13 protein-coding genes are annotated in these 16,792 nt (G+C 70.5%); all 13 read right to left on the reverse strand.

The window, feature by feature from the left end:
• Positions 1-120: 120 nt before the first annotated feature.
• Positions 121-465 carry a hypothetical protein gene (locus tag ACMXN5_RS08240; protein ID WP_439674700.1) on the reverse strand — a complete coding sequence of 115 codons (345 nt, stop codon included), beginning with the start codon at positions 463-465 and terminating at the stop codon, positions 121-123.
• Positions 462-2,135 carry a hypothetical protein gene (locus ACMXN5_RS08245; RefSeq protein WP_439674701.1) on the reverse strand — a complete coding sequence of 558 codons (1,674 nt, stop codon included), beginning with the start codon at positions 2,133-2,135 and terminating at the stop codon, positions 462-464. The genes ACMXN5_RS08240 and ACMXN5_RS08245 overlap by 4 nt, the downstream gene beginning before the upstream one ends.
• Positions 2,136-2,385: 250 nt before the next feature.
• The gene (gene tpiA, locus ACMXN5_RS08250; RefSeq protein WP_439674702.1) at positions 2,386-3,180 is read right to left on the reverse strand and encodes a triose-phosphate isomerase; all 795 of its coding nucleotides are present in this window, start codon (positions 3,178-3,180) and stop codon (positions 2,386-2,388) included.
• Positions 3,181-3,185: 5 nt separating this feature from the next.
• Positions 3,186-4,373 (reverse strand): phosphoglycerate kinase, encoded by a 1,188-nt coding sequence (locus tag ACMXN5_RS08255; RefSeq protein ID WP_439674703.1) that lies wholly within the window; start codon positions 4,371-4,373, stop codon positions 3,186-3,188.
• 138 nt (positions 4,374-4,511) lie between these two features.
• Positions 4,512-5,516 (reverse strand): type I glyceraldehyde-3-phosphate dehydrogenase, encoded by a 1,005-nt coding sequence (gene gap, locus ACMXN5_RS08260; RefSeq protein ID WP_439674704.1) that lies wholly within the window; start codon positions 5,514-5,516, stop codon positions 4,512-4,514.
• Positions 5,517-5,712: 196 nt separating this feature from the next.
• A complete protein-coding gene (locus ACMXN5_RS08265; RefSeq protein ID WP_439674705.1) occupies positions 5,713-6,249 on the reverse strand; it encodes a hypothetical protein in 537 nt (178 codons plus the stop codon).
• 144 nt (positions 6,250-6,393) lie between these two features.
• The gene (locus ACMXN5_RS08270; RefSeq protein WP_439674706.1) at positions 6,394-9,621 is read right to left on the reverse strand and encodes a M14 family zinc carboxypeptidase; all 3,228 of its coding nucleotides are present in this window, start codon (positions 9,619-9,621) and stop codon (positions 6,394-6,396) included.
• A 180-nt stretch (positions 9,622-9,801) separates the two neighbouring features.
• Positions 9,802-11,046 carry a GNAT family N-acetyltransferase gene (locus ACMXN5_RS08275; protein ID WP_439674707.1) on the reverse strand — a complete coding sequence of 415 codons (1,245 nt, stop codon included), beginning with the start codon at positions 11,044-11,046 and terminating at the stop codon, positions 9,802-9,804.
• 179 nt (positions 11,047-11,225) lie between these two features.
• Positions 11,226-12,206 carry a DNA-binding protein WhiA gene (whiA, locus tag ACMXN5_RS08280; RefSeq protein WP_020553580.1) on the reverse strand — a complete coding sequence of 327 codons (981 nt, stop codon included), beginning with the start codon at positions 12,204-12,206 and terminating at the stop codon, positions 11,226-11,228.
• Positions 12,197-13,162, reverse strand: a complete 966-nt coding sequence (locus ACMXN5_RS08285) for a gluconeogenesis factor YvcK family protein (RefSeq protein ID WP_439674708.1) — start codon at positions 13,160-13,162, stop codon at positions 12,197-12,199. Before ACMXN5_RS08285 ends, whiA begins: the two co-directional genes overlap by 10 nt.
• Entirely contained in the window at positions 13,159-14,052 is an 894-nt protein-coding gene (gene rapZ / locus ACMXN5_RS08290; protein ID WP_380011315.1) for an RNase adapter RapZ, read from the reverse strand. Before rapZ ends, ACMXN5_RS08285 begins: the two co-directional genes overlap by 4 nt.
• A 24-nt stretch (positions 14,053-14,076) precedes the next feature.
• Positions 14,077-16,233, reverse strand: coding sequence for an excinuclease ABC subunit UvrC (uvrC, locus tag ACMXN5_RS08295; RefSeq protein WP_439674709.1), 2,157 nt, complete (start codon positions 16,231-16,233; stop codon positions 14,077-14,079).
• Between the two features lie 39 nt (positions 16,234-16,272).
• Complete coding sequence (locus ACMXN5_RS08300; RefSeq protein ID WP_439674710.1) at positions 16,273-16,749, reverse strand: Rieske (2Fe-2S) protein; 477 nt, start codon at positions 16,747-16,749, stop codon at positions 16,273-16,275.
• Between the last annotated feature and the right edge of the window lie 43 nt (positions 16,750-16,792).

The following is a 16,792-nucleotide window of genomic DNA, read 5'->3' on the forward strand; positions in this document are numbered from 1 at the left end:
GCCCAACTCCTTCTGGCGGAACGCGGAGGCCGGAGATTCCCGGCCACCGGACAGAGTACGCTGCCGCGCCCCGCAAGTGGGAGCCGTGCGGCCCTTCGGCTAATCCGGCGGATCATAGTATTACGGCTGGTCGGGCCCGCTCCGCTCCCCCGGCGACCGCCCCTCCCCGACGTCTGCCGCCGCGGCGTCGGCCGGCTCGACGTCGCCGGTGTCCTCCAGCTCCACCTCGTGGCCGCTGCCGCTGACCAGCGCACCCGTGCTGGTCAGCGGGTGTCCCCGCCCGGCGTCCCGGGTGCCGCGCACCGCGCCCGTGCGGCGCACCGTGACCCGGTTGTCACCGCCCGCCACGATCGCGCCGGTGTTGGTCACCGGGCCGCCCGACAGGCTGATCCCGTCGTTGCGCGGCTCGTCCGCGTCCGGGTCCTCGGGCTCCGGCCCGGTCACGTTCGGTTCGGCGGCGTTCACGAGGTACCTCCCGCTGTTGATCGTGCGCCGGTGCCGACCCCGCCGGAACCGCGCACGGACGCCTGGTTGCCGCGGCCCGCGACGATCGCGCCGCTGTTGTTGAGATCACCCGAGACGTGCTGGATGATCCCGTTGTTGAGGACCAGCTCGTTGCGCTGCCGATACTCGGTGACGTCCACGTTCCTGCGCTGGAGGAAGTCCAGCACGAATACGGTGAACTTGCGCTCGATCAGCTTGAGGTATTTCTCCGCGTCCGAGTTCTGGAAGAACGTGGCGTAGTTCGCCGACGCGCCCAACTCGCGCACCGAGGCCCGCGCGCCCCGGTCCACCGGCAGGTTGCGGGCGGTGCGCTCGTGCGCCGCGCGCAGGTTGCCGGCCCGGCGCCACCACGAGGTCCACACCCGCATCAGCCGGCCCGCCGCCGAGGCCATCAGCCCCGGCGCCTCCACGAGCGCGTGGCCGAACGCCCCCCACAGGGTGGCCGCGTCGGCGGCGTGCAGCCACTCGTCGGCGACGTGGAAGTCGGGCCGGATCGGCGGCAGCACCAACTCGTGCAGCTCGGTGTACAACATGCGGCCGTCCAGGGTGAAGCGGATCAGTACCGAGACGACCACCTCCTGCGACCACGTGCCCACCCGCACACACAGGTAGCGTCGGGTCGCCTCGGCCGGCGGCGGCACCGCGCCGCCGGTGATACCGCTGCTGAATTCGTGCATCTGCACACTCAGCCCGGTCAACCGGTGTCGGCCCTCCTCGGACCGGGACAACCCCTCGAACGCGGTGCAGATCGCACCGGTCAGCTCGTCGACGGTGAACGGGGTGTATCCGTTCTTGTCGGCGGTACGCGGTCGCGGTGCGTCCAGCACGGAGGGCTCGGCCCCACGCAGTTCGACCGGGAAGGTCCAGCTCTCCACCAACTCGCCCGCGCCGACGAACGGCACGTAGCCGCTGTAGCGCACGGCGGAGGGAATCGGCGGCGGCACCACCGATCCCGGCGGCTCGGCGACGTCGACCGGGGCGTGTGTCGGGCGCGGCGGCAACACCTCGGTCAGCGCCCCCTGTAACGTCCCGCCCCCGCCGACCGGCGCCGGGCCGGCCGGCGGCGGCGTCGGCACCCAGGTGCGCCCGGGGCCCAGGTCCGAGACCACCGTGGCGCGCTGCTGCATACGCTCGATCCACACCACGAACACCACCACGGCGTAGGCGGGCAGCACCGTCAGCGCGATCATCGTGAAGTCCGGCGGCTCCCCGGTCCCGCCCGCCACCAGGTACAACATCAGCCCGAACAGCAGCGCCGCCATCCACGACACCTGCGCCGCCGCCCGGCTCCGGAGGTCGCGTACACCGCCCCCGCCGACGACGCCGCTGCGCACCGTCACCAGACCGAAGAAGAGCACCAGCGCCAGCCAGGTCAGCCCGGCCGCGACGCCGAAGCCGATCAGGGCCATCATCACCGGCACCAAAAACGCGATCACATCACGCAGGATCCGCCGCCTGCGGGCGGCCAACGCGTGCTCCAGGACCGCCTGTTCGTTGTATCCGTAGGACGGCGCGCGGTCCCGGTGCGCGTTTTCCCACAATTCCTCGATCACCCGCGCGGCGAAGCGCTCGTCGATCTCCGCACCCGTACACAGATACCGTGTGGCTCCGGTATCCCCGGTTCTGGACATGTCTGGAAAGGACACCCGCACCCCCTGGGGGCAGCCGGCCACAGTCGCCGCAGAGGGGCGACTACCGGCCACTTGGCGATGACTTATCGTCAGGTACCGGTTATGGGAGGGGCAAGCGGGTTGGAAATACTCGCGTCGGGTTTATGAGGAACGAGTGGTTCCGGCCCCGATGACCGATCGGCGCACAATCTCGGACACGCGTCGGGCCCGGGGCGACGTACGCCCCGGGCCCGACCGACCACCCTTGGTCCTACTGCTCCTGGTAGCGCACGATCCGCGCGAAGTCCTCCGCGAGGAGGCAGGCGCCGCCGACCAGGCCGCCGTCCACGTCGGCCTGCGCCATCAGGCCGGCCACGTTGTTCGGCTTCATCGAGCCGCCGTACAGCACCCGCACCCGGTCCGCCAGGTCGGCGGAGTACAGCTCGGCGAGCTTGCCCCGAATCGCCGCGCACACCTCCTGCGCGTTCTCCGGAGTGGCCACCTCGCCCGTGCCGATCGCCCAGACCGGCTCGTAGGCGATCACCACGGACTCGGCCTGCTCAGGGGTGATGCCCTTGAGCGCGCCCTCGACCTGGGCGAGCGTGTACGCGACGTGCTCGCCGGCCTTGCGCACGTCCAGGCCCTCGCCGACGCACACGATCGGCACCAGGCCGCTCGCGTAGGCGGCGTGCGCCTTGGCGTTGACCAGCGCGTCGTCCTCGTGGTGGTACTGGCGCCGCTCGGAGTGGCCGACCAGCGCGTAGGTGCAGTTGAGCTTGGCCAGCATCGACCCGGCGATCTCGCCGGTGTACGCGCCGCCCGCGTGCTGCGAGATGTCCTGGGCGCCGAAGGTGAAGCGGAGCTTGTCCGCCTCGACCATGGTCTGCACCGAGCGCAGGTCGGTGAACGGCGGCAGGACCGCGACCTCGACCCGGTCGAAGTCCTTGTCGTTCAGGGTGAACGCGAGCTTTTGCACCAGGGAGATGGCCTCGATGTGGTTGAGGTTCATCTTCCAGTTGCCCGCCATCAGCGGGATACGACCGGAGGTGTTCTTCACGACGGACATCGGATTCAGCCCTCCAGGGCTTCGAGGCCGGGCAGGGACTTGCCTTCGAGGTATTCCAGACTCGCGCCGCCACCGGTGGAGATGTGGCCGAAGGCGTTCTCGTCGAAGCCGAGGGTGCGCACGGCCGCGGCCGAGTCGCCGCCGCCGACCACGGTGAACGCGTCGGAGTCGATCAGCCCCTGGGCCACCGCGCGGGTGCCGTGGCTGTACGGCTCCATCTCGAACACGCCCATCGGGCCGTTCCAGAACACCGTCTGCGCGTCGGCCAGCTTGTCGGCGAACAGCTCGCCGGACGCCGGGCCGATGTCCAGGCCGAGCCGGTCCGCCGGGATCGCCTCGACGGAGACCACCGCGTGGTCCACGTCGGCGGCGAACGCGGTGGCCGCGATCACGTCGACGGGCAGCACGAACTCCACGCCCTTGGCCTCGGCCCGGGCCAGATACTCGCGGACCCGGTCGATCTGGTCCCGCTCCAGGAGCGACTTGCCCACCTCGTGGCCCTGCGCGGCCAGGAAGGTGAACACCATGCCGCCGCCGACCAGGATGCGGTCGGCCCGCTCCAGCAGGCTGTCGATCACGCCGAGCTTGTCGGAGACCTTCGAGCCGCCCAGGATCACCGCGTACGGGCGCTGCACGTCGTCGGTGAGCCGCTTGAGCACGTCCAGTTCGGTGGCGATCAGGCCGCCGACCGCGTGCGGCAGCCGGGCCGGCACGTCGTACACCGACGCGTGCTTCCGGTGCACCGCGCCGAAACCGTCGCCCACGTACACCTCGGCGAGGTCGGCGAGCCGGTCCGCGAACGCCCCGCGCTCGGCGTCGTCCTTGGCCGTCTCGCCCGGGTTGAAGCGCAGGTTCTCCAGGAGCGCGACCTCGCCGTCGGCGAGCTTGCCGACCGTCGCCCGGGCGCTGTCGCCGACCGTGTCGGTCGCGAACGCCACGTCGGCGCCCAGGAGTTCGCCGAGCCGCGCGGCCACGGGGGCGAGCGAGTACTCGGGCTCGGGGGCACCCTTGGGCCGACCCAGGTGCGAGCACACGATCACCTTGGCGCCGCGAGCACGCAGCACCTCGATGGTCGGCACGCTCGCCCGGATCCGGCCGTCGTCGGTGATGCGTCCGCCGTCGAGCGGGACGTTGAGGTCGGCGCGCACCAGGACGCGCTTACCGGATACGTCGATGTCGTCGATGGTCTTCAAGTTCGACTCGTCCTCGGATGTCGAAGAAACGGTGGGGATGGTCGTGCTCGGATGTCGAGGAAACGATGGGCCCGGGTGACGACGTGTCACCCGGGCCCGCATCGTCAAGCGTCGACTAACGGCACGTGTGCCGGTCCGTCAGAGCTGACCACCGATGTAGCCGACCAGGTCGACCAGGCGGTTGCTGTAGCCCCACTCGTTGTCGTACCAGCCGACGACCTTGACCTGCTTGCCCTGGGCCATGGTCAGGCCCGAGTCGAAGGTGCACGAGGACGGGTCGGTCACGATGTCGGAGGAGACGATCGGGTCCTCGGTGTAGGTGAGGTAGCCCTTGAGCGAGCCCTCGGCGGCCTTCTGGAAGGCGGCGTTGACCTCGTCGCGGGTGACCTCGCGCTCGAGCTCGACGACCAGGTCGGTGACCGAGCCGGTGGGGACCGGGACGCGCATGGCGATGCCGTCCAGCTTGCCCTTGAGCTCGGGGATGACCAGCGCGGTGGCCTTGGCGGCACCGGTGGAGGTCGGGATGATGTTGGTGGCGGCGGCGCGGGCGCGACGCAGGTCCGAGTGCGGGAAGTCCAGGATGACCTGGTCGTTCGTGTAGGCGTGGACCGTGGTCATCATGCCCTTGACCAGGCCGAAGTTCTCCAGGAGCACCTTGGCCATCGGCGCGACGCAGTTGGTCGTGCAGGAGGCGTTGGAGATGATCGTGTGCGCGGCGGCGTCGTACTTCTCGTGGTTGACGCCCATCACGATCGTGACGTCCTCATTCTTGGCCGGAGCCGAGATGATGACCTTCTTCGCGCCGGCCTCGATGTGCTTCTTGGCCTTCTCGGCGTCCGTGAAGATGCCGGTGGACTCGATCACGATGTCGACACCCAGCTCGCCCCAGGGCAGTGCGGCTGGGTCACGCTCGGCGATGACCTTGAAGGTCTTGTCGCCGACGGTGATCGCGTCGTCGGTGTGGGTGACCTCCTGGCCGATGCGGCCGAGGATGCTGTCGTACTTCAGCAGGTGGGCCAGGGTCGCGATGTTCGTGAGGTCGTTGACCCCGACGATCTCGAAGTCCGCGCCCGAGGCCAGCGCCGCGCGGAAGAAGTTGCGGCCGATACGGCCGAATCCGTTGATGCCTACCCGGATCGTCACGAACCGATCTCCTCTGTCGAACGCCGAATGCCCTGATGGTGAATGGCCGAGGAGATGGTCAGTGGAATCTGCGATATCCCCGGCCATGTCCGACCCTACCGTGACGCCCCGGGCACCTCCACGCAGGCTTGCTGCGTAAGGGGCCCAGAGCGGGACGGATCATCGCAAAGCAGATCAGTGTGCGATCCCGGGCGGGTTACTTCTCCCCGACCGACTTCGTGATGCCGAAGGCCGCGACCCCGGCGAACACGAAGACCAGGAAGTCGAAGAACTCCAGACCGTCCTTCCAGCCCCGCATGAGGTCGCTGCCGTAATCGGTGAGCACGTCGAGCACCGAGATGTTCAGTTCGTCGGCACCGGACAAGGTGAGCGCGGTGAGTTGGCCCAGGACGACCCCGAGCAGCGCCAGCACCGTGGCGACCACCGGAAGCACCGGGTTGGCGCCCCCGACCCGGCCCACCGCGAGCGCGATCAGCGCCGCGACGCCCACGCCGAACCAGGTGCTCTGGATCTCCAACGACTTGACGATCACGCCGTACACCCCGGCGGCGACCAGCATCGCTCCCACCCCGGCCAGCACGGCCAGGCCCGCGTTGCCGGTGCGGGGCGGCTGCGGCTGCGGCGGGGGTCCGCCGTACGGGCCCGAACCGAACGGTGAGGGCGGACCCGGCTGTTGCGGCCACTGGCCGGGACCCTGCTGCGGGCCCCACGGCCCGGGCGCGTTGTTGCTCACGAAGAAATCCCCCCGAAAGAAGTGCACATGCGGGAACCCGCATGTGCGCAGAGACGTTAATGGCCCCCGGCGGAGAAGTCTCCGCCGGGGGCCGGTATCACGGCCACCGGTTTTCACCGGTGGGTCGATCACCCGTGCTCGCGCCTACTTGTACAGCTCCCGCAGGATGCGGTCGACGAAGACCTTGCGGTCCTCCGCCGTGGCCAACTGCTCCAGGCCGAAGCCGACGAGCATGGTGTCGTCGGTGGCGATCACCGACGAGCCGAACACGGCCTGGCTGCGGGTGAATCCGACCAGCGCCGGGTCGCCGGGCGGCGGGCCGGCCAGGGCCCACGGGCCCAGTCCGGTCTCGAAGCCCTCGGCGTCGACCACGCCCGACGTCTTGACGACCTTGGTGTCGTCCACGAACAGGCCGGTCCCGCCGGTGTTCGCGTCGCTGACGTACGAGATCGAGACCTCGATCTTCTTGCCCGCGTACGCGGACAGGTCGAACGCGACCGGCTTCCAGCCCTGCGAGTTGCCGGTGAAGGAGTTCCACGATCCGGTGGTGCCGTTGCTCAGGCACTTGGGAGTGGTCACCGTCAGGTAGTGCCGCAGCTGCGGGTGGGTGCCCGCGAAGCTGCCGTCCTCACACGAGGCAGGCGGCTTGGTACTGCTGTTCCCGTTCAGGTCGGGCAGCGTCGTCCAGTCGTCGGCGCCGACCGTATGCGCCTCCACGATCGCGTGGTCCCAGTTGGCCTCGGTGCTGTACGAGAACTGCGCGGTCAGCTTCGCCGCGTCCGCCGCGGTGACGGAGGTGAGGTCGATCGTGCGGACGAGGCGCTTGTACGCGTTGTCCGTGTGCAGACCGTTGATGTACCACTTGCCCTCGGCCGGCGAGTACGGCCCGGACGTGTTGCCCGAGTAGGTCGCCACCGAACGGCTGTCGAACATCGGGAACTTGTCCGGCGTCAGGATCGCGCTGGTGGGCAGGAACCCGCCCGCCTCGTTCAGCGGGTTGGACGCGGTGCCCGGGAGCGCCTTGTCGATCCCCTCGAACGGCGCGGCCGAACCCACCACGCCGGTGGCGCCGTTGGTCGCCGACCGGTCGAAGGCGCCCAACCAGTACTGGCTGAAGTCGTCGGAGACGATCAGACAGTCACTGGTCGGGTCGGAGGTGACCTTGCACGGCTGGTCCGGGTGCCCGTTCAAGCCGTAGTAGATGCCACCGCCCGCGGCGCTGCGCAGGGGACCGTAGTAGCCCGCGGTCTCGCCGAGGTAGGCGAGCTTGCCGCCCTCGTTGAGGTAGTCGCGCACGTTGACGGTCAGATCCTGCACCAGCGGGGTGACCTGCGCATCCTTGTAGATCTCGCCCTGGACGTCGGTGTTCTCGTGGGCCGCGTCCGTGGTCAGTCGGTTGTCGCCGAGGTACCAGAACACCCCCTTGAAGTGCGAGAGCACACCGAGGTGGTGCGGTGCGCCGAGCTTGTCGACGTCGTAGACGGCCGCCTTGATGCCGTTGGCCGCCAGCGCGTCCACGTACTGCTGCGCGTACTTGGGACCGACGGTGTTCGGCGGGTAGGTCGGGTTGACGCCCTTGTAGTCCTCGTTGGCCAGGACCAGCGTCTCGGTCTTCTCGGCGATGCCGCTCTCCACCGTGAAGGTGAAGCGATCGCTCTCCACCTTGCCGGTGCCGGGCTTCTCGCCGGTGAACCACACCTCGACCCGGTCACCGGTGCGCACGTTCTTGATGTCGCCCCGGTATTCGGCGTAGTAGGCCGAGCCCTGCTCGCCGTACCGCTTGCCGCCCTTCCACTCCTTGACGCCCGCGGTCTTGGCCGGGCCGCCGTTGACGCGGTAGTTGAGCTTGCGGTTGGTCAGCGCGCGCTTGGCGATCACCGCGACGGTCTGGTCGTCGTGGTCCTCGGCGTAGGAGTGCTCGAACCGGTCGGCGATCAGGTCGGGGGCCTTGCGCCCGACCGAGGAGACCGGGTCGTCCGGGTCCTTGGCCGACTTGGCCACCGACAGCGCGAACGCCTGGTTCTTCGCGTACTCCATCTGGATCAGCGTCTCGTCGTTCGGGAAGCTGAAGATGCCGCCGCAGTTGTCCACCGTGTACGGATCGTCCGGCAGATAGCCGGCGGCCGTGGCACACGTGGACATCTCCGGGGTGAACGACAACGTCTTGTACGCCTCGTTCATCTGCCCGTCGGTGTCGCCGTTGGTCACGTACAACTCGGCCGACAGGTCCGGGTCGTAGTCCGCGACGGCCGGGTGCGCGTCGTCGCCCGCGAGCGCGATCATGATCTCGTCGTCGGGGCTGGGCGTGGCCACCTGCGAGCCGACCCCGTACAGGATCAGCTGCGCGGCGGAGTGGTAGTTGACCACGAACTTGGCCTTGATGTGCCCGGCGAAGCCCTCCATCGCCCGGGTCTCCGGCTCGGAGGACGGGGCGGGGCCGCGGTAGGTCTCGTTCAGCGGGTCGGGCGAGGAGCCCTCGTTGTCGTAGCCCCACTTGTAGTCGAAGTTGCGGTTGAGGTCGACACCGTCGCCGGCGGTGATCACCCCGTCGCCGTTGTTGTCGCGCAGGTTCTTGCGCCACAACCGCTGACCGGTCTGGAAGGTCCAGTCGTAGCCGTCGGGGTTGGCCGAGATCACGAACCACAGCTCGTTGTCCTCGACCAGTCGGGTCGCCTCGGCGTCGGTGCCGTAGCCGTCCACGAAGTGGTGCAGGAGCCGGCGGGTCATCTCCGGCGTGATCCACTCGCGCGCGTGCTGGTTGGACATGTACAACACGGCGGGCTTGGACCCGTCGGGGCTGGTGCGGACGTTCTTGGTCACCTTGACCGCGAGGATGTCCTGCCCGAGCACGGTCTTGCCGATGCTGACGGTCTTGGCGATGTCCGGGTGGTCCTTGGCGAGTTGCACCAGTTCGGCGCCGAGGCCGCCGGGACCGCTGTACTTGCGGAAGACGCCCGCCGCGGCCGGAGCCGCCGTGCGGTTCTGCGCCTGGGACTTCGCCTCCACCGAGAGACCGGCGGCACGCAGCTTGGCGGCCTGGGCATCGCTCAGGACCACCTCCAGCTCGGCCTTGCCGTCGGCGCCCTTGGTGGCCTTCGTCTCGTGTCGGTCCACGCCCAGGTCGAAGATCTGCTTCACCTGTGCGGCGTCGGCCTTGATCGTGTAGGACTGCGGACCGTTGTCGCCCGCCGGAGGAAGCTTCGCTTCCGGTGGTGCGCTGGTCACTTCGGGATAGGAGCCGGGGCCGGCGGCGGGTGCCGCGGTGCTCGCCGGCGCTGCGGTCAACAGACCCAGCGCCAGCGAAAGCGCCGCGATCCCCGTCGTGGCCAGCCGAACTCGTTTGGTGGTGCCCGTGGAACGATGACGCCTCATCGACCCCCCAGTCGTGGGTTAGGCGTGCATACGGGTAAGGCGCGGAATCACCACCCGAGGGATGGAACGTGACTCCTGCGCCCGGGTGTTGCGCATGCTACGGCACCTACCGCGTGGTACACGAGACCTGACTGACGGTCATATTCGGTCGAAGCTACGCGCAAAGATTCCACGATGTGATCAGAACCAGTCGGGACACCACGGCTCGCGCGGCGTCCGCAACAATGCCTCGGCCCGCTCGGCGGCACCGGGTGACAATTCGGATATTCGCCCGGCCACGGCCAGCCGCACCGGCGACCCCGAACCCAGGTACAACGCGCCGAGCGTGGCCACGTCCAGGGCCAGCTCGGCCGGCTCCCCGGTCGGCACGCACGTGCCGCCGTCGAGTCCGCCGTCGATCGCGAACCGGCCGGCCGCGTACCCGAGATCGTCGAAGACCTCGACCACGAGCCGGTCCCGGGCGCCGTAGGTGCGCGCGGAGAACGCGGCGGGCGCGTCCAGGATCCGGGTCCAGACGAAGTCCCGGCGGGTCTGCGTGGTGATCGCCCGGGCGTCGGTGAGCAGCATCGGCAGCAGTTCGTCGGGGCTGCGGTCGGCGGCCTCGATCTTCTCCACGTAGTCCACGCTCGCGCAGAACCGCCACAGCGCGAACTCGGCCGCCGGGGTCAGCGCCAGCAGCGAGTCCACGGTCAGCGTCACCTTGGGTACGAACTCGTCCCAGTGGTCGTCGGTGCGGTAGGAGACCAGGCCGGCGACCTTGCCGGACGGGTCGCGGTAGATCGCGTGGAAACGGGGCGGCGCCGGATTCACGGGGGACGGGTTCAGACCGGTGTAGTTGCCCCACCACAGCGCCGTGCGGCCGATCGCGCCCGCGCGCAGCCCGCGGAACTCCTCGTGCAGCGGCGGGCCCAGCTCGGCCACCTCCTCGGGGGTGACCAGCTCGACCCGTCCGCCCTCCTCGACCGGCGCGTCGGGGGCGAAGTCGGTGCGCAGCATGTCGAGCGTGAACTTTTGGTACTCGGTGGCCACCCCGAAGCCGAACCGCCCGTATATGCGGTACTCGGCGGCGATCAGGATGGCCAGCATCTCGCCGCGCGCGGCGGCGTCCGCCAGGTCGAGCCGCATCATCTCGGTCAGCAGCCCGCGCCGGCGGTGCGTGGGCGAGACGGTCACGTTGGTGATCGCCGACACCGGCACGATCGCGCCGCCGGGCACGGTCAGCCCGGTGGCGAAGCTGCGGAAGGTGCCCACACAACGATCTCCGTCGAAGGCCCCGCGCGTCCTGGCCAGGTCGGCCCGCTCGCGCCAGTGGGCCAACCGCTTCTCGCGGTTCTCCTTGGAGTCGTCGGGGACTCGGAGAAAGCCGACGCCGACGGCGGCGGTCCACGGGATGATCTCGTCTTCGTCGATCGTGCGGACGTCCACGGTGGTGGTTCCTTCCCTCGCGTGCGCGGCCTTCCCTCCGCGGCAACGGACGAAGGCGCCGATCCCGAGACCCTATGCCTCGCGCATCGACGCCTTCGAATGGGTTTTCGCTCACGCGGCGGACGCGCGTGCCGGGCCCGCCGTTCGCACCGCCCGCGCGCCGCCGGCCCCGGGAGCGCTCAGGACACGAGTATGTCCACGGACAGTCCGGCGTCGGTGCCGGGCATGCCCAGCTCGCCCGCGCGCTTGTCGGCCATCGCCAGCAGGCGGCGGATCCGACCCGCGACCGCGTCCTTGGTCAGCGGCGGCTCGGCCAGCCCGCCCAGCTCCTCCAGGGACGCCTGCTTGTGGTCGAGCCGCAGCTTGCCGGCCGCCGCCAGGTGCTCCGGGACCTCCTCGCCCAGGATCTCCAACGCCCGCTGCACCCGTGCCCCCGCGGCCACCGCCGCCCGGGCCGAGCGGCGCAGGTTCGCGTCGTCGAAGTTGGCCAGCCGGTTCGCGGTGGCCCGCACCTCGCGGCGCATCCGCCGCTCCTCCCAGGCCAGCACGCTCTCGTGCGCGCCGAGCCGGGTGAGCAGCGCACCGATCGCGTCGCCGTCGCGCACCACCACCCGGTCCACCCCGCGCACCTCGCGCGACTTGGCCGCCAGGCCCAGCCGACGGGCCGCGCCGACCAGGGCGAGCGCCGCCTCGGAGCCGGGGCAGGTCACCTCCAGAGCCGAGGAGCGGCCGGGTTCGGTGAGCGAGCCGTGGGCCAGGAACGCACCGCGCCAGGCGGCCTCCGCGTCGCACGTGGCACCCGAGACGACCTGGGGCGGCAGTCCGCGTACCGGTCGTCCGCGCGCGTCCAGCAGCCCGGTCTGGCGGGCCAGTTGATCGCCGCCGACCGCGACCCGGACCACGTAGCGGCTGCCGCGACGCAGCCCGCCGGGGGCCACCACGACCAGGTCCGAGCTGTGCCCGTATACCTCGAGGATGTCCTTGCGCAGCCGGCGCGCGGCCATCGCCGTGTCCAGCTCCGCCTCGATGACGATTCGCCCGCCCACGATGTGCAGTCCGCCCGCGAAGCGCAAAAGGGCGGAGACCTCCGCCTTGCGACAGCACGACCGGGTGACCGGGAGGCGGCTGAGCTCGTCCTTCACTGCTGCCGTCATCGCCATGGAGCGATCCTTTCACGATCGACGAAGATCCGGCCGTAGGCCAAGGCCAACCGTTCGGGGTCGTGTCGCGGCGAGCCGTCGACCGCCGACACGGGGGCCAGATGGATGTGTCCACCGAGCGCCGCCGTGGCCCGTTCCAGGCCCGGTACGTCCTCCACACGGTCGCGGTCGCCGAGGACGATGTCAAAGGTCAACCCCGGGGCGTGCGCGGCCAGCACCTCCAGGTGCTGCTGCGGCGAGAAACCCGCCGTCTCACCCGGTTGTGGGGCCAGATTCAGCGCCAGCAGCCGCCTGGCCTTGGTCTCCACCAGCGCCGCCGCCAACTCGGGAACGAGCAGGTGGGGCAGTACCGAGGTGAACCACGAACCGGGCCCGACAACCACCCAATCGGCGTCACGCACCGCCGCGACCGCCTCGGGCACCGCCGGCGGATCGGCCGGGAGCAGCCGGATCCCGCGCACCTCGCCCGGGGTGATCGCGACCTGCGCCTGCCCGCGCACCGTGGACACCCGCTCCGGGTGGGCCGGATCGTGCCCGGCGACGTCCGCCTCGATGTCGAGCGGCACCGCCGACATCGGCAACACCCGCCCGTGCGCGCCGAGGAGGCGGCCCATCCAGTCCAGCGCCGCGATCGGGTCGTCCATCAGTTCCCACAGGCCGACCAGGAGCAGGTTGCCGACCGCGTGCCCGTTCAGTTCGCCCTCGCGGCGGAACCGGTGCTGGATGACCCGACTCCAGGTCACCCCCCACTCGTCGTCGCCGCACAGCGCGGCCAGCGCCATCCGCAGATCGCCCGGCGGCAATACGCCCAGGTCCTTGCGCAGCCGCCCGCTGGAGCCGCCGTCGTCGGCGACCGTGACGATCGCCGTCAGGTCGTCGGTGAGCCGGCGCAGCGCCGCCAGCGAGGCGGAGAGCCCGTGTCCGCCGCCCAGGGCGACCACCTTGGGGCCGCTCATTCCCTGCCCATGTCGCGGTGCACGAGCACGGTGTCCAGGCCGTCCTCGGTGAGCCGGCGGGCGAGGCGCTCGGCCATCGCGACGCTGCGGTGCTTGCCGCCGGTGCAGCCCACCGCGAGCGTGACGTAGCGCTTGCCCTCGCGCCGGTAGCCCTCGGTGACGATGTGCAGCAGTTCGGCGTAGCGGTCCAGGAACTCCTTCGCGCCGGGCTGGTCGAACACGTAGCGGCTGACCGCCTCGTCCATGCCGGTGTGCGGGCGCAGTTCCGGAATCCAGTGCGGGTTGGGCAGGAAGCGGCAGTCGACCACCAGGTCGGCGTCCACGGGCAGGCCGTACTTGAAGCCGAAGGACATCACCGTGGCGCGCAGCTGCGGCTCGCCGGAGCCGGCGAACCGGTCGTCCATCCGGGCCCGCAGCTGGTGCACGTTCAGGTCGGAGGTGTCGATCACCAGGTCGGCCTCGCCGCGCAGTTCGCGCAGCAGTTCGCGCTCGCGGGCGATGCCGTCGGGGATGCGGCCGTCGTCCTGGAGCGGGTGCGGCCGGCGGACCCCCTCGAAGCGGCGCACCAGCACGTCGTCGGATGCCTCCAGGAAGACGATCCGACGCACCACGCCGGACGCGTCCAGCTCGCCGAGCGCGGAGCGCAGGTCGTCGAAGAAGGTGCGTCCGCGCACGTCGACGACGACCGCTATCCGCGCGACCGCCCCTTGCGTGCGGGCCCCGAGGTCGACCATGGCGGGGATCAGCGACGGCGGCAGGTTGTCCACCACGAACCAGCCGAGGTCCTCCATGCCCTTGGCGGCGGTGCTGCGACCGGCGCCGGACATGCCGGAGATGATCACCAGCTCCGGGGTGCCCTCGACCTCGTCGTTCGTGTTCTCGGTACTCATGCGTCCCCCCGGTGCGTGCCGCACCTACGGCTGGGCGAGTTCAACGCTTCCTCCTGCTGGTTCCTGCCTCGGGGGTACAACCGGGACCGCCTCGTCCGCCGCGCCGACCCCGTCGTCGGCGCCGCCTTCGCCGCCGTCGTCGACCTCGGCACCGCTACCGGCGTCGACGCCGCCGGCGACGTCGTCGTCTTCCATGATCTCGCCCGTGGCGGTGTTCACGGCGGGAGCCGCGGGCGCCCGCGTGGCGAGCGCCGCCACGATCGCCGCCGCGGTGGCCCGACCGATGCCGGGCACCTCGGTGATCTGTTCGATCCGGGCCGCGCGCAGGCGCTTGAGCGAGCCGAAGTGCGCGAGCACCGCCTTGCGCCGGGTCTCGCCCAGGCCCGGGATGTCGTCCAGCACGCTCGCCGTCATCGCCTTGGAGCGTTTGGCGCGGTGGTAGGTGATCGCGAAGCGGTGTGCCTCGTCGCGGATGCGCTGGAGCATCAGCAGCGCCTCGCCGCTGCTGCGCGGGAGCACGATCGGGTCGTCCTCCCCCGGGACCCAGACCTCTTCGAGCCGCTTGGCCAGGCCGCACACGGTGACGTCCACCACGCCGGCCTCCTCCAGGGCCCGCATCGCGGCGGCGACCTGGGGTTGCCCACCGTCGACCACGACCAGCTGCGGCGGATACGCGAACCGCTTCGGCTTGCCGGTCTCGGGGTCGATCGGCCCGGTGTGCTCCGCGCCGTCGGCGCCCTGCGCGTCCGTCGCCTCCGCGGCGGCGTCGCCGGCCGCGTCCCGCGCCAGGTCGGACTTGTACCGCCGAAAGCGCCGGGTCAGCACCTCGTGCATCGCGCGCGGGTCGTCCTGGCCCTCGAAGGTCTTGATCGCGAAGCGCCGGTACTCGCTCTTGCGCGGCAGCCCGTCCTCGAAGACCACCATCGAGGCGACCACCTCGGTGCCCTGCAGGTGCGAGATGTCGTAGCACTCGATGCGCAGCGGCGCGGTGTCCATCTCCAGTGCCTCGGCCAGCTGTTGCAGCGCCAGCGAGCGGGCGGTCAGATCGCCCGCCCGGCGCAGCTTGTGCAGGTTCAGCGCCTGGGCGGCGTTGCGTTGCACGGTCTCCTGGAGCGACTTCTTGTCGCCGCGCTGCGGGACCCGCAACTCGACCTTGGCGCCGCGCAGTTCGCACAGCCATTCGCTCAGCGCGGCGGTGTCGGCGGGCAGCGCGGGCACCAGCACCTCGCGCGGCACCGCCTCGCCGCGCTGTTCGCCGTAGAGCTGTTGGAGGAAGTGCTCGACGAGGTCGGCGGTGTCCACGTCCTCGACCCGCTCGGTGACCCAGCCGCGCTGACCGCGCACCCGGCCGCCGCGCACGTGGAAGATCTGGACGGCGACCTCGAGTTCGTCCTCGGCGAGGGCGATCACGTCGGCGTCGGTGCCGTCGCCGAAGACGATCGCGTTCTTCTCCAGGGCGCGGGTGAGCGCGGCCAGGTCGTCGCGCAGCCGGGCCGCCTTCTCGTATTCCATCGCCTGCGCGGCCTGCTTCATCTCGCGCTCGACGCGCTTGACGTAGGGCCCGGTGCGGCCGGCCATGAACTCGCAGAAGTCCTCGGCCAGCGCGCGGTGGTCCTCGGCGGAGATCTTGCCGGTGCACGGCGCCGCGCACTTGCCGATGTAGCCGAGCAGACAGGGTCGGCCCACCTGGCGGGCGTTCTTGAACACCCCGGCCGAGCAGGTGCGTACCGGGAAGACCCGAAGCAGCAGGTCGAGCGTCTCGCGGATGGCCCACGCGTGCCCGTACGGCCCGAAGTAGCGCACCCCCTTGCGGTGCGGACCGCGCATCACCTGGGCGCGCGGGAACTCCTCGTTCAGCGTCACCGCGAGCGAGGGGTAGCTCTTGTCGTCGCGGTACTTGACGTTGAAGCGCGGGTCGAACTCCTTGATCCAGGAGTATTCGAGCTGGAGCGCCTCGACCTCGGTGCCGACCACGGTCCAGTCCACCGAGGCGGCGGTGGTGACCATGGTCTGGGTGCGGGGGTGCAGGTTGGCCAGGTCCTGGAAGTAGGACGAGAGCCGGGCGCGCAGGTTCTTCGCCTTGCCGACGTAGACCACGCGCCGGTGCTCGTCGCTGAACCGGTACACACCGGGCGACGTCGGGATCTGGCCGGGCGCGGGCCGGTACGACGACGGGTCCATTTCTCCACCCTATGTGCTGGCTCCAACAGATTTTCGCGGTCAACCCACCACGATCTCGCCGTTCGCGACGGTGACCGGCAGCGGCGTCAGGCCGCGCTTGGCGGGTCGGCGCACGACCGAACCGTCGTTCATCGAGAACTGGCTGCCGTGGCACTGGCACTGGATGACACCCTGGTCGACCTTGGTGACCAGACAGCCCTGGTGCGGACAACGGGCGTCGAACGCTTTGTAATCGTCCTTGGCCGGCTGGGTGACCACGATCGAGGTGTCGGTGTAGACCTTGCCCTTGCCGACCACCACGTCTTCGGCCCGGCCCACCGTGACCGGGCCGTCGAGCAGCTTCTTCTCGTGCGGCGTCGCGGGCTGGTTGTCCGTCGCACAGGCGGTCACGGCCACGCCGGCGACGCCGACCGCGCCCACCACCGCGGCGCCGCGCAGCAGCGTGCGCCGATCCGGTCCGGGCTCGCCCGCGGTGTCGGACGGGTGCTCGGGCCGGGGCTGGTGCTGCGCGGTCATGCGGGATCTCCTTGTGGACGGGTGGCGCCGGTGGCGCGGCCGG

It is taken from the genome of Embleya australiensis (assembly GCF_051903075.1).
In the GTDB taxonomy this organism is placed as follows: domain Bacteria; phylum Actinomycetota; class Actinomycetes; order Streptomycetales; family Streptomycetaceae; genus Embleya.